The organism is Massilia brevitalea, assembly GCF_030711405.1.
Classification (GTDB): domain Bacteria; phylum Pseudomonadota; class Gammaproteobacteria; order Burkholderiales; family Burkholderiaceae_D; genus Telluria; species Telluria brevitalea.
On the sequence record NZ_JAULSI010000017.1, the window covers coordinates 1 to 20513 of the forward strand.

Here is a 20513-nt window from a genome sequence, read left to right on the forward strand (position 1 = left end):
GGTGGAGTCCATCACATTAGGGTGGGCACTCCGTGCCCACGCGGTGCGCACATATCCGCATTCGCTTGCCGTGATGATCCGCTCGAAACGCCTATGACGGACATCCACGGATGAGGGACCACGCCTGGCTCCACGTTACGAGCGACATTTCACCGTCAACGCAAAACGCATGCGCACGAAACCGCGTGGGCACGGAGTGCCCACCCTACGTCAGCGCCGACGCAGCGAACACGTGAGCGTCGGCTCGAACAGTCGAGTTATCCCCATTCCCTCCCCGCCCTCTTCCGCTATGCAACAAGCCGATACCGTATAATCAGACTTTCACCCCGGATTCACGGGCGAGCATGGCACTCTGGAACCAATGAAGGTATTTCGCGGACTTCCCAATGACCAGGCGCGCGCACCCTGCGCCCTCACGATCGGCAACTTCGACGGTGTCCACCGCGGACACCAGGCGTTGCTCGCGCGCGTGCGGGCGGCTGCCGACGCGCTCGGCCTGGAAGCGGCCGTGATGACCTTCGAGCCGCATCCGCGCGAATACTTCGCGCGCCGCAGCGGCGACCTGAGCCGCGCCCCGGCGCGCATCGCCAACCTGCGCGACAAGCTCGAAGCGCTGGAACACGGCGGCATCGACCGCGTCATCGTCGAGCACTTCAACGAACATTTCGCCGCCATGTCGCCGCAGGAATTCACCGAGCGCGTGCTGGTCGAAGGGCTGCACGTGAAATGGCTGATGGTCGGCGACGACTTTTGCTATGGCGCCAGGCGCGCCGGGAATGTGGCGATGCTGGTCGAAGCGGGCAAACGCTACGGCTTCCAGGTCGAGACCCTGCCCACCGTGCTCGAGGGCGAACAGCGCATCTCGTCCTCGGCGGTGCGCACGACCCTGGCTGCCGGCGACCTCGTGGCAACCGGCGGCCTGCTCGGTCACCCCTACTCGATCTCGGGCCACGTGATCCATGGCGCCAAGCTTGGCCGCACGCTGGGCTTCCCGACCCTGAATTTGCGCGTGATGCACCGCCCGGCCCTGCAAGGCATCTTCGTGGTGCAGGTGCATGGACTGACCGATGCACCGCTGCCTGCGGTCGCCAGCCTGGGCGTGCGCCCGACCGTCGAGGACGCCGGCCGCATGCTGCTGGAAGTGCACATTTTCGACTACGCCCAGTCCTGCTACGGCAAGCTGGTGCGCGTGGAATTCCTGCACAAGCTGCGCGACGAAGAAAAATACGTCGACCTGCCGACCCTCACCGCCGCCATCGACCGCGACGCCGAACAGGCGCGCGCCTGGTTCGCGCGCCGCGCTGCGCGAGGCCAGCAGCTTGGCGGCAGCGAAGCGGCGCGCGCCGGCGCCCTCACCGCCACCGACCGAATTTGACGCGCAAGCTTCCGCTTTGCGCGGCGCGCCGCCAGCCATAACAGCAGCGGCGCAGCCAACACGAATACTCCCTCTGAAAAAGCATATGTCCGAAAACAGCAAACCCGTCCAGAAGCCAGCCCAGGCCGCGCCCGCCCAAAAAGGCGGCAAGAAGCCTGAGAGCAAATACCCGGTCAACATGACCGACACCCCCTTCCCGATGCGCGGCGACCTTGCCAAGCGCGAACCGGGCTGGGTGCAGCAATGGCAAGAGAAAAAGCTCTATCACCGCATCCGCAAGGCGGCCGCCGGCCGTCCGAAGTTCATCCTGCACGACGGTCCGCCGTATGCCAACGGCGACATCCACCTCGGCCACGCCGTGAACAAGATCCTGAAGGACATGGTCGTCAAATCGCGCACCATGGCCGGCTTCGACGCGCCCTATGTGCCGGGCTGGGATTGCCACGGCATGCCGATCGAGATCCAGATCGAAAAGCTGTACGGCAAGAACCTGCCGACCGCCGAAGTCCTGCAAAAGGCCCGTGCCTATGCGCTCGAACAGATCGACCGCCAGCGCGCCGGCTTCATCCGCCTGGGCGTGCTCGGCGAATGGGAAAATCCCTACATGACCATGGCTTACGGTAACGAGGCCGACGAACTGCGCGCCCTCGGCAAGCTGCTGGATAAAGGCTATGTGTACCGCGGCCTGAAGCCGGTCAACTGGTGCTTCGATTGCGGCTCGGCCCTGGCCGAAGCGGAAGTCGAATACCAGGACAAGCGCGACCCGGCGATCGACGTCGGCTTCCCGTTCGCGCAAGGCGACAAACTCGCCGCTGCCTTCGGCCTGCCGCAACTGCCGACCATGAACGGCTTCATCGTGATCTGGACCACGACGCCCTGGACCATCCCGTCGAACCAGGCGCTGAACGTGAACCCGGAAGTCACCTACGCGCTGGTGCAAAGCGAGCGTGACGGCCAGCCGCTGCTGCTGATCCTGGCGCAAGACCTGGTCGCTTCGAACCTGGAGCGCTACAAGCTCGAAGGCACCGTGATTGCCACGACCACGGGCGACAAGCTGGAAGGCATCCGCTTCAAGCACCCGCTGCACGCGCAAGACGCCTTCTACGACCGTACTTCGCCGGTCTACCTGGCCGACTACGTGACGACCGACAGCGGCACCGGCGTGGTCCACTCGGCGCCTGCCTATGGCCTGGAAGACTTTATCTCGTGCAAAGCGCACGGCATGAAGGACGACGAGATCCTGACCCCGGTGATGGGCGACGGCCGCTTCGCCAGCAGCCTGCCGCTGTTCGGCGGCATGACCATCTGGGAAGCCAGTAAACCGATCTGCGACGCCCTGCGCGGCGCCGGCGCCCTGTTCGAACTGAAAATGTTCGACCACAGCTACATGCACTGCTGGCGCCATAAGACCCCGATCGTCTACCGCGCCACCAACCAGTGGTTCGCCGGCATGGACATCACGCCGAAAGACGGCGGCGCTACCTTGCGCGAAACCGCGCTGGCCGGCATCGAGCAAACCCGGTTCTTCCCGGACTGGGGCCAGGCGCGCCTGCACGGCATGATCGAGAACCGTCCGGACTGGACCCTGTCGCGCCAGCGCCAGTGGGGCGTGCCGATGGCGTTCTTCATCCATAAGGAAACCGGCGCCCTGCATCCGCGCACACCGGAACTGCTGGAGCAGGTCGCCAAGCTGATCGAACAGAACGGCATCGACGCCTGGCAGGCGCTGGATGCGCGCGAACTGCTGGGCGATGACGCCGACCTCTACGAGAAGAACAAGGACACGCTGGACGTCTGGTTCGACTCCGGCGCCACCCACCAGACCGTGCTGCGCGGCTCGCACCAGGAGCAGTCCGCCTTCCCGGCCGATTTGTACCTGGAAGGCTCGGACCAGCACCGCGGCTGGTTCCACTCGTCGCTGCTGACTTCGTCGATGCTGAACGGTGTGCCGCCCTACAAGGCGCTGCTGACCCACGGCTTCACGGTCGACGAAAACGGCAAGAAGATGTCCAAGTCGCTGGGCAACACCATGGCGCCGCAAAAAATCTCGGATACCCTCGGCGCCGACATCCTGCGCCTGTGGGTGGCCTCGACCGACTACACCGGCGAACTGTCGATCGGCGAAGAAATCCTCAAGCGCGTGACGGAATCCTACCGCCGCATCCGCAACACCCTGCGCTTCCTGCTGGCGAATACCTCGGACTTCGACCCGGCGGTGAATGCCGTGCCGGTGGCCGAGCTGTTCGAGATCGACCGCTACGCGATTGCCTCGATGGCCCAGCTGCAGGCGGATATCGCCGCCCACTTCGAGCGCTACGAATTCCACCCGGTCGTGTCTCGCCTGCAGAACTACTGCTCGGAAGACCTGGGCGGCTTCTACCTCGACATCCTGAAGGACCGCCTGTACACCACCGGCGTGGATTCGGTCGCGCGCCGCTCGGCCCAGACCGCGCTGTGGCACATCGCCCATTCGCTCTTACGCGTGATGGCGCCGATCCTCTCCTTCACCGCCGAGGAAGCCTGGGCCGTGTTCGCCGGCCAGCAAGCGTTTGCCGAGAGCGACGAGACCATCTTTACGCAGACGCTGTGGACCTTCCCGGAACAGGCGGACGCCGAGGCATTGCTGGTCAAGTATGCGCAACTGCGCGCCGTGCGTGCCGACGTGACCAAGCAGCTGGAAGAACTGCGTGCTTCGGGCGCCATCGGTTCCTCGCTGCAGGCCGAGCTGACCATCAAGGCCGCCGGCGAGAAGCACGACTTGCTGGCCAGCCTGGACGACGACCTGAAGTTCGTCTTCATCACCTCGCAGGCGACCGTCGAACAGGCCGCGAACGAGGAAGAGGAAAGCGTGCAGGTCACGCCATCGGACGCGCAGAAGTGCGAGCGCTGCTGGCACTACCGCCGCGACGTCGGCGTCGACCACGCCCATACCGGCCTGTGCGGCCGCTGTGTGGCGAACCTGTTCGGCAACGGCGAAGCACGCCGTTTCGCGTAAGCTGTCGTCAAGCAACCGCCATGTCATACCCGGCATGGCGGTTTTTTTACATCTGATTCGTTAATCTTTGGCAAACAAGCCCATGGCAACCAAGAAGAAACCAGGCATTTCCACGATCCACAAATCCGGCGCCGGCATGACCCCATGGCTGGGCATCGCTTTCCTCGTCGTGCTGGTCGACCAGCTGACCAAGATCACGATTTCGAAACTCTTCGTCTACGGCGAGACCCTGCCGGTGACGAGCTTCTTCAACCTGGTGCTGGTGTATAACCCGGGTGCGGCGTTTTCCTTCCTGGGCGACCAGGGCGGCTGGCAGCGCTGGTTCTTCACCGCGATTGCGATTGGCGCCATCGGCTTCATCTTGTATCTGCTCAAGCGCAACGCCGGCCAGCGCCTGTTCTGCTGGTCGCTGGCCCTGATCCTGGGCGGCGCCGTGGGCAACGTGATCGACCGCGTCGCATATGGCCACGTGATCGACTTCCTGGATTTCTACTGGCGCGGCTGGGGCCACTTCCCGGCCTTTAACGTCGCCGACATCGGTATCTCGATCGGCGCCGCCCTGTTCATCCTGGACGAACTGCGCCGCGTGAATAAAAACTGATTCAACACAGAAGGAGGCTGACATGAGCATGGACTTGCAAGGCAAGAAAATCGTCCTCGGCCTGTCCGGAGGCGTGGCCTGCTACAAGGCGGCCGAACTGTGCCGCGCACTGGTCAAGCAAGGTGCGAAGGTCCAGGTCGTGATGACCGAGGCCGCGACCCACTTCATCGGCACCGTCACCATGCAGGCGCTCTCGGGCGCCACGGTCTGGACCGACCAATGGGACCCGCGCATGCCGAACAACATGGCGCACATCGACCTCACGCGCGGCGCCGACGCCGTGCTGATCGCGCCCTGCTCGGCCGACTTCATCCGCAAGCTCGCCCACGGCGCCTGCGACGATCTGCTCTCCACCCTGTGCCTGGCGCGTCCACACGGCGTGCCTTTGCTGGTGGCGCCGGCGATGAACGTCGAGATGTGGCAGAACCCGGCAACGCAGCGGAATGTCGCCACCCTGCAAGACGATGGCGTCTGCATCTTCGGCCCGGCCGCCGGCGAGCAGGCCTGCGGTGAAGTCGGCCTTGGCCGCATGCTGGAACCCGAGCAATTGCTTGAAGAATTGGTCGCTTCTTTCCAGCAGAAAGTCCTGGCCGGCAAGCGCGTGCTGATCACGGCTGGACCGACCTTCGAGGCCATCGACCCGGTGCGCGGCATCACCAACCTGTCCTCGGGCAAGATGGGCTATGCCATCGCCCGCGCGGCGCGCGAAGCCGGCGCCGAAGTGACCCTGGTGTCGGGTCCGACGGCACTGGCCACCCCGCATGGCGTGCGCCGCATCGACGTGCTGTCGGCTGCGCAGATGCACGACGCGGTGATGGCGGGCGTGGAAGGCCAGCATGTGTTCATCGGCGTGGCGGCGGTGGCCGACTGGCGCGTGGTGAATGCCAGCGAACAGAAGCTGAAAAAGCAGGAAGGCGGCGCCCCGCCCCAGCTCGAATTCGCGCAGAACCCGGATATCCTGGCCGCGGTCGCTGCGACCACCTCGCTGTCGGGCTGGCCCTACTGCGTCGGCTTTGCCGCGGAGTCGGAAAACCTGGTTGCCTACGGCGCCGCCAAGCGCGAAAAGAAGGGGATTCCCCTGCTGGTCGGCAACATCGGCCACCATACCTTCGGGCAGGATGACAACGCCATCGTCCTGTTCGACGACAGCGGCCACACCGTGCTGCCGCGTGCCGACAAGCTGACGCTGGCGCGCCAGCTCATTTCCGAAATCGGCAAGCGCCTCGAACAGCGCTCGCTGCTGACCTGATCCACCCTGATCCACGAAGTAGAAGAATGAAAACCATCGACGTCAAAATCCTCGACCCGCGCATGCAGGAACTGCTGCCGGCCTATGCAACCCCCGGCAGCGCCGGCCTCGACCTGCGCGCCTGCATCGATGCGCCGCTCGTCATCGAGCCGGGCCAGACCGTGTTGATCCCGACCGGCCTGGCAATCCATGTCGCCGATCCGGGCTATGCGGCAATGATCCTGCCGCGCAGTGGGCTCGGCCATAAGAACGGCATTGTTCTGGGCAATCTGGTAGGCTTGATCGACTCCGACTACCAGGGCCAGCTCATGGTGTCGACCTGGAACCGCGGCAATGCCAGCTTCACGCTGCAGCCGCTCGACCGTCTGGCCCAGCTGGTGATCGTGCCTGTCCTGCAGGTTGGCTTCAACGTGGTAGAGGAGTTCGCATCCAGCGAACGGGGCGCCGGCGGGTTCGGCAGCACCGGAAAACAATAACCCGAGGAGGACCATGATCCGCATCCATCGCCTGCGCCCTGCGGCGCTGGCCGTTACCGTCGCCGCGCTATTGAGCGCTTGCGCCACGCCAGGCCCCGGTGGCCAGACCGGCGGCTTCCCGAACGCCGCCACCGAATCTCCGCAGGCCCAGCCGCTCACCCCACAAATGGCCGCCGCAGCCGACACGCTGACCAAGATGGCGGCGCTGCAGGACCGCCTGTACCGCGTGGCCGCGCCGCTGCTCATCGACAATGCCGAACTGTGCACCCGCCACGCGCGCAACCTGCTCGGCTTCACGGCCAAGAACCGCTACTCCTACCCGGGCGAATACAACGAGGCCGCGCACGTGGCCTTCGGTATGGATGAACGCCTGCAGGTAACCGGCGTGCTGGCCGGCAGCGGCGCGGCGAAAGCCGGCCTGCGCCTGGGCGACGGCCTGGTGTCGGCCGGCGGCAAGCCGCTGCCGACCGGGCCGACCGCGCCGAGCACCGTCGGCGCCGTGTTCGGCCCGCTGGTGGCGGCGCAGACGAACCTGCCGTTCACGATCGAGCGCGACGGCCGTACGCGCGACCTGACCATCCCGGTCACGCGCGCCTGCAGCTTCGCCATCGAACTGGGCAATGCCGACAACGTGAATGCCTACGCCGACGGCGGCCGCGTGATGGTCACGCGCGGCATGATCGCCGTGGCGAAAAGCGACGACGAACTGGCCTACGTGCTGGCGCGCACCATGGCGCACAACATGCTGGGCCATCCAGCGGCGCAGCGCAATTCGGCGACCATCGACAGCGTGATCACGAATCTCACGCGGGTGACGCCGGACCTGTCGATGCTGAACGGTTCCGCCGGCATCAAGGCCATGCCGGCCGGATCGGACGCGGCGGCGGACCGCCTGGCGATTTACCTGCTGGCGCGCGCCGGCTACAACATCGAGGGTGTATCGGCGTTCTGGAAGCGTTTCGCAGCGGCCTACCCGGCGGGCGTGGCGAACGGGCATACCGCCAACCATCCGGGCATGGCGGCGCGTCTTGCAGCGATCGATGCGGCGGTGGCGGATGTGAAGGCGAAACGGGCGGCGAAGAGGACGATTGCGCCTTGATGTGAAGGCCGCGTGGCCTTCTATTGGATGCTGCCGGGTCTTCATCTGGCAGCGTCCAAACGCCGCCAACATGACGCATCGTTCCGCGTGGGCACCCCGTGCCCACGCGGACATCCGCATCACGTTGGCCCCATTCCGGCCGCAAAATAATCGGCCCGCCAGCGTCTCCAGATGCACACCCGCAACGCCCATCCTCCCCGCCGACATCCCATCCGCTTTTTTTGTATGATTGTCATCCATACCCCACCAGCGCCAGCACCCTGAACCATGGACAGCCTCGACCTCGACGTACTGAAAACCGCCGCCAGCTGGATCGCCGCGGGCCACCGCTGCGAACTGGTCACGGTGATCAAGACCTGGGGCTCGAGCCCGCGCCCGATCGGCGCGACGCTGGCCGTGCGCGACGATGGCCGCGTGATCGGTTCGGTCTCCGGCGGCTGCATCGAGGACGACCTGATCGAGAACGTGCGCGCGAAAGGCATCTCGCCCGACCTCAAACCGCACATCGTCAGCTACGGCATCAGCGCCGACGACGCCCACCGCTTCGGCCTGCCCTGCGGCGGCACGATCGAACTGGCCATCGAACCCTTGACGGTTGCCAGCGGCATCGGCGAGCTGCTGCACCGTCTCGAAGGCGGCGAACTGCTGGAACGCCGCATCGACCTGAACAGCGGCGTGGTCACGCTGAGTCAGGCCGCCCCGAATGCCGTCCTGCGCGTCGAGCACGAAGCCCTGGTCACCGTGCACGGCCCGCGCTGGCGCCTGTTCATCATCGGCGCCGGTCCCTTGTCGCGCTTCCTGGCGCAAGTGGCCAGCGGCATGGATTACCGCGTCATCGTGTGCGACCCGCGCGAGGAATACCGCGCCGACTGGAACGTGCCCGGCGTGGAACTGGTGCACGCCATGCCCGACGACCTGGTCATCGAATCGCGCCTCGATGCCCGCTGCGCCGTGGTGGCGCTGACCCACGACCCGAAACTCGACGACCTGGCCCTGATGGAAGCGCTGAAGTCCGACGCCTTTTATGTCGGCGCGATCGGCTCGCGCCTGAACAATGCGCGCCGCCGCGAGCGCCTGAAGCTGTTCGACCTCGACGACGAACAGCTCGACCGACTGCACGGCCCGATCGGCCTCTACATCGGCAGCAAGACACCGGCCGAGATCGCGATTGCCATCCTCGCCGAAATGACCGCCATCAAGAACGGCGTGCCACAGGCGATGCTGGTGCCGCACGCGGCCGCGCCGCAACCAGCCAGCACCGACATCTGCGTCAGCTAATTCAAGCAGCTACAATTCGAGAGCAATAACAGGGATGCGCGGCCACGGCAACGCGCGTCACGATGCGCCTTTGCCCTCGCCTTTGCCGACAAGAAGAACATGAACACCTCGAATTTCCTGCGTCTCCTGCTGCTCGCCGCCATCTGGGGCGGCTCCTTCCTCTTCTTGCGTATCGGCGCTCCTGTGCTCGGGCCCGCCGTGCTGATCGAATACCGGGTGCTGTTCGCCGCCCTGTTCCTGGCCCTGGTCGGCCTGGTCTTGCGCAAGCGCCTCGACATCCGCGCCAACTGGAAGCATTACCTGATGCTGGGCTTCTTCAATTCGGCCCTGCCCTTCCTGCTGTTCGCCTGGGGCGCGCGCACCCTGAGCGCCTCGGTACTGTCGGTGCTGAACGCCACCGCGCCGATGTGGGGCGCCCTGCTCGGCGCGCTCTGGGGACGTGGTGCCATCACGGCGCGCACCGGCCTCGGCCTGGTGCTGGGCACGGCGGGGGTGGCCCTGCTGGTCGGCTTCGACGATGTATCGAGCCGACCTGGCGCGGCGCTGGCCGTCGCGGCGGCGCTGGCGGCGGCGCTGTGCTACGGCATCGCCAGCCTGTATGCCAAGTCGGCCAGGAGCGTCGATCCGTTCGCGAATGCCCATGGGACCATGTGGGCCGCGGCCCTGTTCGTGCTGCCGGCGCTGCCCTTCTTTCCGGCGCCGGCCACGCCCACGCCGGGTGTCTGGGCGGCAGTGCTGGCGCTGGGTGTCGTGTGCAGCGGCATCGCCTACCTGATCTATTTCAAGCTGATCGAGGATGTCGGGCCGACCTCGGCGCTGACGGTGACTTTCCTGAACCCGGTGTTCGGCATCCTGTGGGGCGCGCTGTTCCTGGGTGAAACTGTGGGCTGGCATACGCTGGCCGGGTCCGGCATCGTGCTGGTGGGGACGGCCCTGGTGACCGGCTTCGTACCGCGCCTGGGGCGAGCCGCAGTCGCCGGCGCGGGCAAGTAATGACTGCGCAGACCTTGCTCTTGAGGCTGCCGCCAGGGTACCGGGTGGACGAGGTACTGGCATTCCATGCGCGCGATGCCGAAGGTGTGGCGGAACAGGTGAATGGTCAAACGCTGCGCAAGGCGGTGCTGCTGGGTGGGGTGCCGGTCCTGTTCGCCGTGGACTTTGTGGATGGCGAGGCGCGCTGCAGTGTCGAAGCGGATGGCGAGCTCGATGCAGCCACGCGCGCCCTGGCCGACGAGGCGCTGCGCAGCATGCTGGCCCTGCGCATCGATCCGGCGCCGTTTGCCGATTTCGTGCGCGGCGATGCCTTTTTCGGTCCGCTGGTCGCGCGCCTGCCGGGCTTGCGCATCGTGCAGTCGGCCACGGTGTTCGAGGCGCTGACCTGGGCCATCATCGGCCAGCAGATCAACCTGCCGTTTGCCATCAGCCTGCGCCGCAGCTTCATCGGGCAGGCGGGGCGGCCGCACAGCAGCGGGCTGTGGTGCTATCCGGAAGCTGCGGACGTTGCCCGGCTTGAGCTCGATACGCTTACCAGCCGCAAGTTTTCGCGCGCGAAGGCGGAGACGCTGTTGCGGGTGGCGCGGATGGCGAACGATGGCGAACTCGACCTGCGCTTGAATGACGATCCGCAAAGGAGCGCGGCGCAATTGCTGGCGATCAAGGGTGTCGGGCCCTGGACCGTGAACTACACGCTGCTGCGTGGCTATGGCTATGCGGACTGCTCGCTCGAAGGCGATGTGGCGGTGCGCAGCGCCATCGGACGGGCGCTGGGCATGGCGGAGAAGCCGTCGATTGCGCAGGCGCAGGGCTGGCTGGCGGCGTATGCGCCGCAGCGGACCATGGCGGCGGCGTATTTGTGGGCGAGTTTGTAGGGTGGATGTGTTCGCCGTGCATACGCAGGCCAATTCCAGCACCTATCCGCGGGGACGAGTCCCCACACCACACCAGCCGCATCGTTGTTCAACCGATGAGACCGCGTGGGCACAAGGGCCTTACGCGGCCCGGCCCACCCTACAGCAAAAGCCGACAGACACCTCAGTTCCTCAGCACCAGCGCGGCAGGCCTTCGAGGTGCTGGGCGCCTTCTCCCGAGAACCGGATCAATTGCGACAAGGGTACCGTGGCCAGGTTTTCGCGGCCGTAGTGCCCGCCGAGCGCGCTGGGGATCTTGAGGCAGTAGGTGCGGTCTTCGGTGAGCGGGCCGAGCGTGGACTCGGCGAGGTCCACCAGTTCCGGCATGTACCAGTCGTTCAGGAAATCCTGGTTATAGGACAGGGCGTCGAACGCGGCGCGGTCTTCGGCTACCGGTTCGCAGCACAGGTCTTGCGGGCGCAGGCGCCAGTAGCTGCCGTCGGCGTCGCGGATGATCAAATTGCCGAAGGCGTTGGCGCCCAGCACTTCGACGGCGGTCAGCCCCACCCAGCCCCAGGCCTCGTTGATGTCGTCAACAGTAATCATGGTCGAGTCCGTTGTTTGCTCCAATTAGCATGGAATCACCGGCACGCGCTGCGCTTCTACAGCCGAGCCAGTCTCCAGTTCGACAGTACCGGGCTCGGCAAGTGCCGTGGAAACGCAGGGGGTTTGATCTACATCGAGTGTTTTCCGGCCGGAAAACGAAAAAGCCGCTGATTCCAAGGAATCAACGGCTTCGAATTTGGTTGCGGGGACAGGATTTGAACCTGTGACCTTCGGGTTATGAGCCCGACGAGCTGCCAGACTGCTCCACCCCGCGTCTGTTGGAATGAATTATACGCGGCTCCGGCCGTTTAGGCAAATCCAATGCTGCGCCAATGTGCGATTGCAGCACACAGCGCGTGTTCCATGGCCGGATGCCCCGCCGCTGCCGGGGTGCGCACGCGGCACAGCCGGGCGATTCGGGTGTAAAGTAGGCGCACGTTCATTTTCGTCACTATCTATGAAATTCTGTTCCGAGTGCGCCCACCCGGTCGCGCTGGCCATCCCCGAGGGCGACAACCGGCCGCGCCATGTGTGCTCGCAGTGCGGCACCATCCATTACCAGAACCCGAAGAACGTGATCGGCACCATTCCCGTCTGGGAGCATGAGGGGCAACTCCAGCTCCTGCTGTGCCGGCGCGCCATCGAGCCGCGCTATGGCTACTGGACGCTGCCGGCCGGCTTCATGGAAAACGGCGAAACCACCGGCGAAGCCGCCGCGCGCGAAACCGAGGAAGAAGCCGGCGCCAACATCGAGCTCGGCCCGCTGTTCGCCCTGCTGAACGTGGCGCATGTGCACCAGGTCCATATGTTCTATCTGGCGCGCCTGGTCGACCTCGATTTCCATCCCGGCGAGGAAAGCCTGGAAGTGCAATTGTTCACCGAAGCCGAGATCCCCTGGGACGACCTGGCCTTCCCGACGATCCGCAAGACGCTGGAACTGTTCTTTGCCGACCGCGTCAAAATGCGCGAGGGCGGGGAGAAAGTGGGCCATGGCGTCCACACGCACGACATCGTTCGCCCGATGATCGCACCACGCGAACCCGACTGAGCAGCGAGGCCGCATGATTCCCTGGCTCGAGGCGCATACGCCCTTCCCCGATGTGTCCGAGGCGCTCACCATCGATGCGCCCGGCCTGCTCGCGGCCGGCGCCGACTTGTCTCCGCAGCGCCTGCTGCAAGCCTACCGCAACGGCATCTTTCCCTGGTTTTCCGAAGGCCAGCCCATCCTCTGGTGGAGCACCGATCCGCGCATGGTGCTCTACACCGACCACTTCAAGGTCAGCGACAGCCTGAAGAAAACCCTGCGCCGCGTCGAGCGCAGCCGCACGGGCGGCGGCCCCTGGCAGGTGCGCTTCGACAGCGACTTCGAGGCCGTGATGCGCGCCTGCGCCGCCCCGCGCAAGGACGGGCCCGGCACCTGGATTTCCGAGGACATCATCGCCGGCTATGGCGGCCTGCACGAGATGGGCCATGCGCACTCGGCGGAAGTCTGGCTCGATGGCGAACTGGTCGGCGGCGCGTATGGCGTGTGCATCGGCCGCATGTTCTATGGCGAATCGATGTTCGCGCGCGTCACCGACGCCTCGAAGGTCGCGCTGGCCTACCTGGTGGCCTTCCTGCGCGCGCACGGCGTGCGCATGATCGACTGCCAGCAGGAGACCGGCCACCTGGCCTCGCTGGGCGCGGCGCCGATCGCGCGCAGCGCCTTCTTGCAGCACCTGCGTTCGGCAATCCGCGAACCGGCGATCGAACACTGGGACGTGGCGCCACCGCTGGGCGCATGAGCGCACGGTTGACTGCTTAACCGTGCGCGCCTGCGCTTTCGTTAGAATAGGTCCATCACGCCGTTCCGAGAGTCTTGCATGACGCACCTAAACGACCTGCCCTTCTCCACGCTGCAGTTCTACACGACCGCACCCTATCCGTGCAGCTACCTCGACGCACGCCAGGCGCGCTCGCAAGTGGCCACGCCTTCGCACCTGATCAATGCCGACGTGTACTCCGAACTCGTGAAGAACGGCTTTCGCCGCAGCGGCATCTTCACCTACCGCCCCTACTGCGACGGCTGCCAGGCCTGCATCCCGGTGCGCGTGCGCTGCGCCGAGTTCGCCCCCAGCCGCACCCAACGCCGCGCCTGGAAGCGCCATGGCGACCTGAGCGCGATGGTCGCGAATCTCGCCTTCTCCGACGAGCACTACGCGCTCTACCTGCGCTACCAGACCACGCGCCACGTCGGCGGCGGCATGGATCAGGACAGCCGCGACCAGTACGCCCAGTTCCTGCTGCAAAGCCGGGTCAACACGCGCCTGGTGGAATTCCGCGAGCCCGACGGCACCTTGCGCATGGTGTCGATCATCGATGTGCTGTCTGATGGGCTGTCGTCGGTGTACACCTTCTTCGACCCGGACGTCGTGGGCGCGTCCTTTGGCACCTACAACGTGATGTGGCAGGTCGGCCAGGCGCGCGAGCTGGGACTGCCCTTCGTCTATCTCGGCTACTGGATCGAGCAGAGTCCGAAGATGGCCTACAAGACCAACTTCCGGCCGCTGGAAGCGCGCATCGGCGGTAAATGGGGCTTATTGGAACGTTAAAACATGGTGTTGGCCGATGATATCGTAGGGTGGGCGCCCCGTGCCCACGCGTGAACGGTGAACGGACGCGGCGCCAATCAAGGCCAACACGGCGCATGCTTCACTACGTACGCAACTGCCGCGTGGCGTAATGCAGCCATGTCCGTTCATCGCCTGTAACGCCCTACGATTGTCGGTACGCCCACGGTACAATGCTTGCGACCCTTTCTACGAGCGTTCCATGTCCGACAAACTCCTGTACACCCTCGCCCGTCCCCTGCTGTTCACGCTGCCAGCTGAAACTGCCCACAACCTGACCCTGCCGGCCCTGCGCCGCGCGGCCGAGCGCGGCATGACGGGGATGTTCAAGAAACCCGCGCCCGATCCGCGCACCGTCATGGGGATCGCCTTCCCGAACCCGGTCGGCCTGGCCGCCGGCCTGGACAAGGATGGCGCCTACATCGACGGCCTGGCCGCCCTCGGCTTCGGCTCGATCGAGATCGGCACCGTGACGCCACGCGCCCAGGCCGGCAACCCGAAGCCGCGCATGTTCCGCCTGCCGGCCGCGCAAGGCATCATCAACCGCATGGGGTTCAATAACGGCGGCGTCGACGCCTTCGTGGCCAATGTCCAGGCCTCGAAGTTCCACCAGGAGAAACAGGGCGTGCTCGGCCTGAACATCGGCAAGAACGCCGACACGCCGATCGAGCGCGCGGCCGAGGATTACCTGCACTGCCTGCGCAAGGTCTACCCGTACGCGAGCTATGTCACGGTGAACATCTCCTCGCCGAACACCAAGAACCTGCGCCAGCTGCAGGGTGCTTCCGAACTCGACGATTTGCTGGCCCAGCTGAAGGCCGAGCAGACGCGCCTGGCCGACGAGACTGGCCGCTACGTGCCGCTGGCCCTGAAAATCGCCCCGGACATCGACGCCGACCAGATCCAGAACATCGCCGGCGCCCTCTTGCGCCACAAGATAGACGGCGTGATCGCCACCAACACCACGCTCAGCCGCAACCATGTGGTCGGCCTGCGCCATGGCCAGGAGACCGGCGGCTTGTCGGGCATGCCGGTGTTCGATTTGTCGAACATCGTGGTGCGCGCGATGAAGAAGGAACTGGGCGACGCCATTCCCATCATCGGCGTGGGCGGCATCCTGTCGGGCGCGGACGCCAGGGCGAAGATGGACGCCGGCGCCCAGCTGGTGCAGCTGTACAGCGGCCTGATCTACCGCGGCCCTGCGCTGGTGCGCGAGTGCGCGGATGCCTTGAGGGGATAAACAATGGAACGCAACCGGCTGGGACGCAGCGATCTGAACGTATCGAAGGTCTGCCTGGGCACGATGACCTTCGGCGAACAGAATACCGAGCGCGATGCGCACGCGCAGCTTGACTATGCGGTGGAGCGTGGGATCAACTTCATCGATACCGCGGAGATGTATCCGGTCATGGGCCGCGCGGAAACGCAGGGCTCCACCGAGCGCTTCATCGGCAGCTGGCTGAAGGGGCGCGGGCGGCGCGACGACGTGGTCATCGCCTCGAAGATCGCCGGGCCGAATGCGAACATGGCGTGGATCCGCGGCGCCTCGCACGACCTCGATGCGGCCAACGTGCGCGCGGCGGTGGAGACCAGCTTGCAGCGCCTGCAAACGGATTACATCGACCTCTACCAGGTGCACTGGCCAAGCCGGAACGTGCCGATCTTCGGCTCGAACAGTTTCAACCCGAAGCGCGAACGGCGCAGCGTGCCGATCGAAGAAACCCTGGGTGCGCTGGACGATCTGGTCAAGGCCGGCAAGATCCGCCACATCGGCGTGTCGAACGAAAGCCCTTGGGGTGTGAGCGAGTGGATCAAGCAGGCGGAGATGAAGGGTCTGCCGCGCATCGCCACGATCCAGAATCTGTACAACCTGACGGCGCGTGCTTTCGAGACCACGCTGCTGGACGAGACCTGCTTCCGCGAAGAGGTGAGTTTGCTGGCCTACAGCCCGCTGGCGTTCGGGCAGCTGACCGCCAAGTACATCGACGATCCGAAGGCGCACGGGCGGCTGACGATTTTCCCGCCGAACTGGAGCCCGCGCTATGTGCGGCCCGCCGTGCTGGAAGCGACGCGCGCGTATGCGGCGCTGGCGCGGGCGAATGGCTTGACCCCGGCGCAGATGGCGCTGGCGTGGTGTTATTCGAGGTGGTTCGTGGGAGCGACCATCATCGGGGCGACCAATCTGGCGCAGCTGAAGGAAAACATCGATGCAGCTGAAACCACCTTGTCGCGCGAGGTAACGGACGCCATCGATGCGATCCACGCGAGTATCACGAATCCCGGGCAGTGATCAGGTAGGGTGGGCTCTCGAGCCCACGCGGTACAACACACGCATCCCGACATGCAACCGTACGACCGCGTGGGCACAAGTGCCCACCCTACGAACTCCGCCGCTAACGTAATCAGCTTGCTTCGACTTCCACCTGCAAGGTCCGCTCGATATCCGAGCGCGTAAACCCCGGCGCAAAGCGCTCGATGAAGTGGTAGGCATACGCCCGCAAATAGGCCCCGCGCCGCACGGCGAGGCGCGTCACGTTCGGCGCAAACAGGTGCGATGACTCCACCGCCCGCAGTCCCTTGTCGCGCCCATGGTCGAACGCCATCGAGGCGATGATGCCGACGCCCATCCCCAGCGACACGTACTGCTTGATGACGTCCGAATCCATGGCCGTCAGCACGATGTCCGGCGACAGTCCGGCCGTGCGGAAGGCTTCGTCGATATGGCTGCGCCCCGTGTAGCCGACGTCGTAGGTAATCAAGGGATAATTCGCCAAATCTTCCAGCCGCAATGGGGTACTCGACAGCAGCGGATGCCCATCCGGCGCCACCACCACGTGGCTCCAGCGGTAGCACGGAAAAGACACCAGGTCGGGAAACGCCGACAAGCCCTCGGTGGCGATGCCGATATCGGCCCGCCCCGACAGCACGTATTCGGCGATGTGCTCCGGCGCGCTTTGCTGCAGGGCGATGCGCACGTTCGGGAAGGCGCTGCGGAAGGACTGCACCACCTGCGGCAGCGCATAGCGCGCCTGGGTGTGGGTGACGGCAATCGTCAGCGTGCCGCTGTCTTTTTCCGCATATTCCTGGCTGGCCTGCGCCAGGTTTTCCGCCTCCACCAGCAGGCGCTCGACGATCTTCAGAATTCCCTTGCCCGGTGCGGTGAGCCCGGTCAGGCGCTTGCCGTTGCGCTCGAAGATGACGACGCCGAGTTCTTCCTCGAGTTCGCGGATCTGGCGCGACACGCCCGGCTGCGACGTGAACAGGGCATTGGCCACGTCGGTGAGGTTGAAGTTGCGGCGCGCCGCTTCGCGCACCGAGCGCAGCTGCTGGAAGTTCATATGCCGCCTCCCTGGTCGACGAATACCTCGATGCGGCGCGGACGCACGACCAGGGTCTCGCCTTCCTTCAGGCCCAGGCGCGCAAAGCGCTCGTTCGGAATCACGGCTTCGATCAGCTGGGCATTGTCTTCGCGTTCCAGGTCGAGCTGGGCCAGCGGGCCGATGGCGTGCGCGCGGCGCAGCTTGACCACGATGCCTTCCTGGCCCGGCGTGTAGCGCTCGACGTCCAGGTCGTGCGGACGCACGTAGCCGATGCCGTCGGCATTGCTCACGCCATTCAGTTGCGGCGCGTCGAACAGGGCGTCGCCGCTGGCCAGCACGCCGTCGTGCACGCGGCCATGGAACAGGTTCACATTGCCCAGGAAGCTGTAGACAAAGGGCGAGCTTGGGGCGTTGTACACGCTTTCCGGCGTGCCGAGCTGCTCGATGCGGCCCTTGTTCATGACCACCACCTGGTCGGCCACTTCCAGCGCTTCTTCCTGGTCGTGGGTGACGAAAATCGAGGTCACGTGCAGCTCGTCGTGCAGGCGGCGCAGCCAGCGGCGCAGTTCCTTGCGCACCTTGGCATCCAATGCGCCAAAGGGTTCGTCGAGCAGCAGCACGCGCGGTTCCACGGCCAGCGCGCGCGCCAGGGCGATGCGCTGGCGCTGCCCGCCCGACAGCTGCGGCGGATAGCGGTCGGCGATCCAGTCGAGCTGCACCAGTTCCAGCAGCTTCTTCACCTTGTCGCGGATCTGCGCTTCGCTCGGGCGCTCCTTGCGCGGCTTGACACGCAGGCCGAAGGCCACGTTCTCGAACACGGTCATGTGCTTGAACAGCGCGTAGTGCTGGAACACGAAACCGACCTGGCGCTCGCGCACATGGCGGTGCGAGGCATCCTGGCCGTCGAGCAGCACCGAACCCGAATCCGGATGTTCGAGGCCGGCGATGCAGCGCAGGAGCGTGGTCTTGCCGCAGCCCGAAGGGCCGAGCAAGGCGGTCAATTGGCCGTCGGGGAATTGCAGCGAAACGTCGTCGAGCGCCGTGAACTGGCCGAACTGCTTGCGGATGTGTTGGACTTCGATCGTCATTGCGTGCGCTCCGTGGTGCCGGTGTCTGCACTGCGGGACTGGTGCAGACGCCATTCGATAAAGGACTTGACGGCCAGCGTCACCAGCGCGAGCAGCGCCAGCAAGGATGCGATCGCAAAGGCGGCCGTGAAGTTGTATTCGTTGTAGAGGATTTCGACCTGCAGCGGCATGGTGTTGGTCTCGCCGCGGATGTGGCCCGACACGACGGACACCGCGCCGAACTCGCCCATCGCGCGGGCGTTACACAGGATCACGCCGTACAGCAGGCCCCACTTGATGTTCGGCAGCGTCACACGCCAGAAGGTTTGCCAGCCCGAGGCGCCCAGCACCAGCGCCGCCTCTTCTTCCTCGGTGCCCTGCTGCTGCATCAGCGGAATCAGCTCGCGCGCGACAAACGGGAAGGTAATGAACACGGTCGCCAGCACGATGCCCGGCGCCGCGAACAAAATCTTGATGTCGTGTTCGGCGAGCCATTCGCCGAACCAGCCCTGGGCGCCGAACAGCAGCACGTAGATCAAACCGGCGATCACCGGCGACACCGAGAACGGCAAATCGATCAGGGTCAGCAGCACGCTCTTGCCGCGGAAATCGAACTTGGCGATCGCCCACGACGCCGCCACGCCGAACACCAGGTTCAGCGGCACGGCGATACCGGCCGCGATCAGGGTCAGCTTGATGGCGGAAATCGCATCCGGGTCGATAATGGCTTCGATGTAGGTGTCCCAGCCGCGTTTCAGGGCTTCGGTGAACACGGCCACCAGCGGCACGAACAGGAACAGGGTCAGGAAGGCGAGCGCGATGGCGATCAGCGTCCAGCGCACCCAGCGCGGCTCGAAGGTATTCGTTTGCGGGGCACGCGCGAGACTGCGCGGCGCGACCACGGTTGGCTTGTCCAAGGTGGACGTATCGAATGCGGCGCTCATTTCTTCCCTGCCCGTTTGCGCGTCCATGCCTGGAGCAGATTGATGGTGAGGAGCAGGATGAACGAGAAGATCAGCATCACGACCGCAATCGCAGTGGCGCCGGCGTAATCGTACTGCTCCAGTTTGGTGATGATGAAGAGTGGCGTGATCTCGGACACCATCGGCAGGTTACCGGCGATGAAGATCACCGAGCCGTATTCGCCGGTGGCGCGCGCAAAGGCCAGCGCAAAGCCGGTCAGCAGCGCCGGCACGATGCCCGGCAATACCACGCGAATGAAGGTTTGCAGCGGGCTGGCGCCCAGGCTGGCCGAGGCTTCCTCGAGCTCGCGCTCGGCTTCTTCCAGCACCGGCTGCACCGTGCGCACCACGAAAGGCAGGCCGATGAAGGTCAGCGCTACCACCACGCCCAGCGGCGTAAAGGCCACCTTGATGCCGACTTTATCGAGATACTGGCCGATCCAGCCGTTGGCCGAATACAGGGACGTCAAGGTAATGCCGGCCACGGCGGTCGGCAGCGCGAACGGCAGATCGACCAGGGCGTCGACGAATCGCTTGCCCGGAAAGCGGTAGCGCACCAGCACCCAGGCCACGATGCCGCCGAAGACGACGTTGAAGCTGGCCGCGATCAGCGAGGCGCCGAAGCTGAGTTTGTAGGAAGCGATCACGCGTTCTGAGGTGACGGCGCGCCAGAACGCTTCCCAGCTCATGGTGAAGGTGTTCAGGAACACGGCGGACAGCGGGATCAGCACGATCAATGCGAGATAAAAGATCGTGAACCCGAGCGAGAGCCCGAAGCCGGGAATGACCCGGCCAGGTGCGCGTGTCTGCGAGAAAGTCATGGATGCCTTATTACATTTTCTTCTAATAGGCGTCCATATTCGCACTTGCTACTCATAAAACAAACGAAAGAAACGTCATTTGCATAGATGAATACGCTATTAACCGGGCGCCAACGATTGGGCGCTACCTCGCAAATGTGCTTGCTCTTTGATTATCCAACCAGAAAAATGCCACATGGAAATTAACTTTTTACAACAGAATCAGATT

The 20513-nt window shown here is 65.0% G+C and carries 19 protein-coding genes and 1 tRNA gene; 14 read left to right on the forward strand and 6 right to left on the reverse strand.

All coding sequences use genetic code 11. The annotated features are described in order from the left end of the window. The first annotated feature begins 361 nt into the window (after positions 1-361). From QWL29_RS12390 to QWL29_RS12430, 9 genes are all read left to right on the forward strand, one after another. Positions 362-1375: a bifunctional riboflavin kinase/FAD synthetase gene (locus QWL29_RS12390; protein WP_305823201.1), complete on the forward strand. Its 1014-nt coding sequence runs from the start codon at positions 362-364 to the stop codon at positions 1373-1375. Positions 1376-1460: 85 nt separating this feature from the next. Then, the gene (gene ileS, locus QWL29_RS12395) at positions 1461-4370 is read left to right on the forward strand and encodes an isoleucine--tRNA ligase (protein ID WP_305823202.1); all 2910 of its coding nucleotides are present in this window, start codon (positions 1461-1463) and stop codon (positions 4368-4370) included. An 82-nt stretch (positions 4371-4452) separates the two neighbouring features. Next, positions 4453-4971, forward strand: a complete 519-nt coding sequence (gene lspA / locus QWL29_RS12400; protein ID WP_305823203.1) for a signal peptidase II — start codon at positions 4453-4455, stop codon at positions 4969-4971. Positions 4972-4999: 28 nt separating this feature from the next. Then, complete coding sequence (gene coaBC, locus QWL29_RS12405; RefSeq protein WP_305823301.1) at positions 5000-6220, forward strand: bifunctional phosphopantothenoylcysteine decarboxylase/phosphopantothenate--cysteine ligase CoaBC; 1221 nt, start codon at positions 5000-5002, stop codon at positions 6218-6220. Between the two features lie 26 nt (positions 6221-6246). After that, on the forward strand, positions 6247-6696 hold the full coding sequence (gene dut, locus QWL29_RS12410; protein WP_305823204.1) for a dUTP diphosphatase: 450 nt from the start codon (positions 6247-6249) through the stop codon (positions 6694-6696). A gap of 13 nt (positions 6697-6709) precedes the next feature. Continuing rightward, on the forward strand, positions 6710-7795 hold the full coding sequence (locus QWL29_RS12415; RefSeq protein WP_305823205.1) for a M48 family metallopeptidase: 1086 nt from the start codon (positions 6710-6712) through the stop codon (positions 7793-7795). A 267-nt stretch (positions 7796-8062) separates the two neighbouring features. Continuing rightward, a complete protein-coding gene (locus QWL29_RS12420) occupies positions 8063-9073 on the forward strand; it encodes an XdhC family protein (RefSeq protein ID WP_305823206.1) in 1011 nt (336 codons plus the stop codon). Positions 9074-9172: 99 nt separating this feature from the next. Next, on the forward strand, positions 9173-10066 hold the full coding sequence (locus QWL29_RS12425) for a DMT family transporter (protein WP_305823207.1): 894 nt from the start codon (positions 9173-9175) through the stop codon (positions 10064-10066). Next, positions 10066-10941 (forward strand): DNA-3-methyladenine glycosylase family protein, encoded by an 876-nt coding sequence (locus QWL29_RS12430; protein WP_305823208.1) that lies wholly within the window; start codon positions 10066-10068, stop codon positions 10939-10941. Before QWL29_RS12425 ends, QWL29_RS12430 begins: the two co-directional genes overlap by 1 nt. 171 nt (positions 10942-11112) lie before the next feature. Here the strand turns inward: QWL29_RS12430 and QWL29_RS12435 are convergent, their stop codons facing one another. Next, a complete protein-coding gene (locus tag QWL29_RS12435) occupies positions 11113-11526 on the reverse strand; it encodes a T6SS immunity protein Tdi1 domain-containing protein (RefSeq protein ID WP_229438298.1) in 414 nt (137 codons plus the stop codon). A 197-nt stretch (positions 11527-11723) separates the two neighbouring features. Beyond that, a tRNA-Met gene (locus QWL29_RS12440) sits at positions 11724-11800 on the reverse strand. 183 nt (positions 11801-11983) lie between these two features. Between QWL29_RS12440 and QWL29_RS12445 the strand changes: the two genes are divergently transcribed. The 5 genes from QWL29_RS12445 to QWL29_RS12465 all read left to right on the forward strand — a co-directional run bounded on the left by QWL29_RS12445 (position 11984) and on the right by QWL29_RS12465 (position 16425). Next, complete coding sequence (locus QWL29_RS12445; protein WP_305823209.1) at positions 11984-12574, forward strand: NUDIX hydrolase; 591 nt, start codon at positions 11984-11986, stop codon at positions 12572-12574. 13 nt (positions 12575-12587) lie between these two features. After that, positions 12588-13310 (forward strand): leucyl/phenylalanyl-tRNA--protein transferase, encoded by a 723-nt coding sequence (gene aat / locus QWL29_RS12450; RefSeq protein WP_305823210.1) that lies wholly within the window; start codon positions 12588-12590, stop codon positions 13308-13310. Positions 13311-13388: 78 nt separating this feature from the next. Beyond that, positions 13389-14117: an arginyltransferase gene (locus tag QWL29_RS12455; RefSeq protein ID WP_305823211.1), complete on the forward strand. Its 729-nt coding sequence runs from the start codon at positions 13389-13391 to the stop codon at positions 14115-14117. 220 nt (positions 14118-14337) lie between these two features. Beyond that, complete coding sequence (locus tag QWL29_RS12460; RefSeq protein ID WP_305823212.1) at positions 14338-15375, forward strand: quinone-dependent dihydroorotate dehydrogenase; 1038 nt, start codon at positions 14338-14340, stop codon at positions 15373-15375. Positions 15376-15378: 3 nt separating this feature from the next. Then, a complete protein-coding gene (locus QWL29_RS12465; protein ID WP_305823213.1) occupies positions 15379-16425 on the forward strand; it encodes an aldo/keto reductase in 1047 nt (348 codons plus the stop codon). A 112-nt stretch (positions 16426-16537) separates the two neighbouring features. Here the strand turns inward: QWL29_RS12465 and QWL29_RS12470 are convergent, their stop codons facing one another. Genes QWL29_RS12470 through cysT form a run of 4 tightly spaced genes read right to left on the reverse strand, consistent with a single transcriptional unit; the run spans position 16538 to position 20305 of the window. Further along, positions 16538-17473 carry a CysB family HTH-type transcriptional regulator gene (locus QWL29_RS12470; protein WP_305823214.1) on the reverse strand — a complete coding sequence of 312 codons (936 nt, stop codon included), beginning with the start codon at positions 17471-17473 and terminating at the stop codon, positions 16538-16540. After that, the gene (locus QWL29_RS12475) at positions 17470-18543 is read right to left on the reverse strand and encodes a sulfate/molybdate ABC transporter ATP-binding protein (protein WP_305823215.1); all 1074 of its coding nucleotides are present in this window, start codon (positions 18541-18543) and stop codon (positions 17470-17472) included. Before QWL29_RS12475 ends, QWL29_RS12470 begins: the two co-directional genes overlap by 4 nt. Beyond that, a complete protein-coding gene (gene cysW, locus QWL29_RS12480; RefSeq protein WP_305823216.1) occupies positions 18540-19466 on the reverse strand; it encodes a sulfate ABC transporter permease subunit CysW in 927 nt (308 codons plus the stop codon). The genes QWL29_RS12475 and cysW overlap by 4 nt, the downstream gene beginning before the upstream one ends. Then, on the reverse strand, positions 19463-20305 hold the full coding sequence (cysT, locus tag QWL29_RS12485; RefSeq protein WP_305823217.1) for a sulfate ABC transporter permease subunit CysT: 843 nt from the start codon (positions 20303-20305) through the stop codon (positions 19463-19465). The genes cysW and cysT overlap by 4 nt, the downstream gene beginning before the upstream one ends. Positions 20306-20513 lie beyond the last annotated feature (208 nt).

Coding starts and splice junctions, on each gene's coding strand:
- ileS (WP_305823202.1), top strand. CDS start 1,461: ATGTCCGAAAACAGCAAACCCGTCCAGAAGCCAGCCCAGGCCGCGCCC.
- QWL29_RS12415 (WP_305823205.1), top strand. CDS start 6,710: ATGATCCGCATCCATCGCCTGCGCCCTGCGGCGCTGGCCGTTACCGTC.
- lspA (WP_305823203.1), top strand. CDS start 4,453: ATGGCAACCAAGAAGAAACCAGGCATTTCCACGATCCACAAATCCGGC.
- QWL29_RS12435 (WP_229438298.1), bottom strand. CDS start 11,526: ATGATTACTGTTGACGACATCAACGAGGCCTGGGGCTGGGTGGGGCTG.
- cysW (WP_305823216.1), bottom strand. CDS start 19,466: ATGAGCGCCGCATTCGATACGTCCACCTTGGACAAGCCAACCGTGGTC.
- QWL29_RS12460 (WP_305823212.1), top strand. CDS start 14,338: ATGTCCGACAAACTCCTGTACACCCTCGCCCGTCCCCTGCTGTTCACG.
- aat (WP_305823210.1), top strand. CDS start 12,588: ATGATTCCCTGGCTCGAGGCGCATACGCCCTTCCCCGATGTGTCCGAG.
- QWL29_RS12455 (WP_305823211.1), top strand. CDS start 13,389: ATGACGCACCTAAACGACCTGCCCTTCTCCACGCTGCAGTTCTACACG.
- dut (WP_305823204.1), top strand. CDS start 6,247: ATGAAAACCATCGACGTCAAAATCCTCGACCCGCGCATGCAGGAACTG.
- QWL29_RS12445 (WP_305823209.1), top strand. CDS start 11,984: ATGAAATTCTGTTCCGAGTGCGCCCACCCGGTCGCGCTGGCCATCCCC.
- QWL29_RS12420 (WP_305823206.1), top strand. CDS start 8,063: ATGGACAGCCTCGACCTCGACGTACTGAAAACCGCCGCCAGCTGGATC.
- QWL29_RS12465 (WP_305823213.1), top strand. CDS start 15,379: ATGGAACGCAACCGGCTGGGACGCAGCGATCTGAACGTATCGAAGGTC.
- QWL29_RS12475 (WP_305823215.1), bottom strand. CDS start 18,543: ATGACGATCGAAGTCCAACACATCCGCAAGCAGTTCGGCCAGTTCACG.
- QWL29_RS12430 (WP_305823208.1), top strand. CDS start 10,066: ATGACTGCGCAGACCTTGCTCTTGAGGCTGCCGCCAGGGTACCGGGTG.
- QWL29_RS12470 (WP_305823214.1), bottom strand. CDS start 17,473: ATGAACTTCCAGCAGCTGCGCTCGGTGCGCGAAGCGGCGCGCCGCAAC.
- coaBC (WP_305823301.1), top strand. CDS start 5,000: ATGGACTTGCAAGGCAAGAAAATCGTCCTCGGCCTGTCCGGAGGCGTG.
- QWL29_RS12390 (WP_305823201.1), top strand. CDS start 362: ATGAAGGTATTTCGCGGACTTCCCAATGACCAGGCGCGCGCACCCTGC.
- QWL29_RS12425 (WP_305823207.1), top strand. CDS start 9,173: ATGAACACCTCGAATTTCCTGCGTCTCCTGCTGCTCGCCGCCATCTGG.
- cysT (WP_305823217.1), bottom strand. CDS start 20,305: ATGACTTTCTCGCAGACACGCGCACCTGGCCGGGTCATTCCCGGCTTC.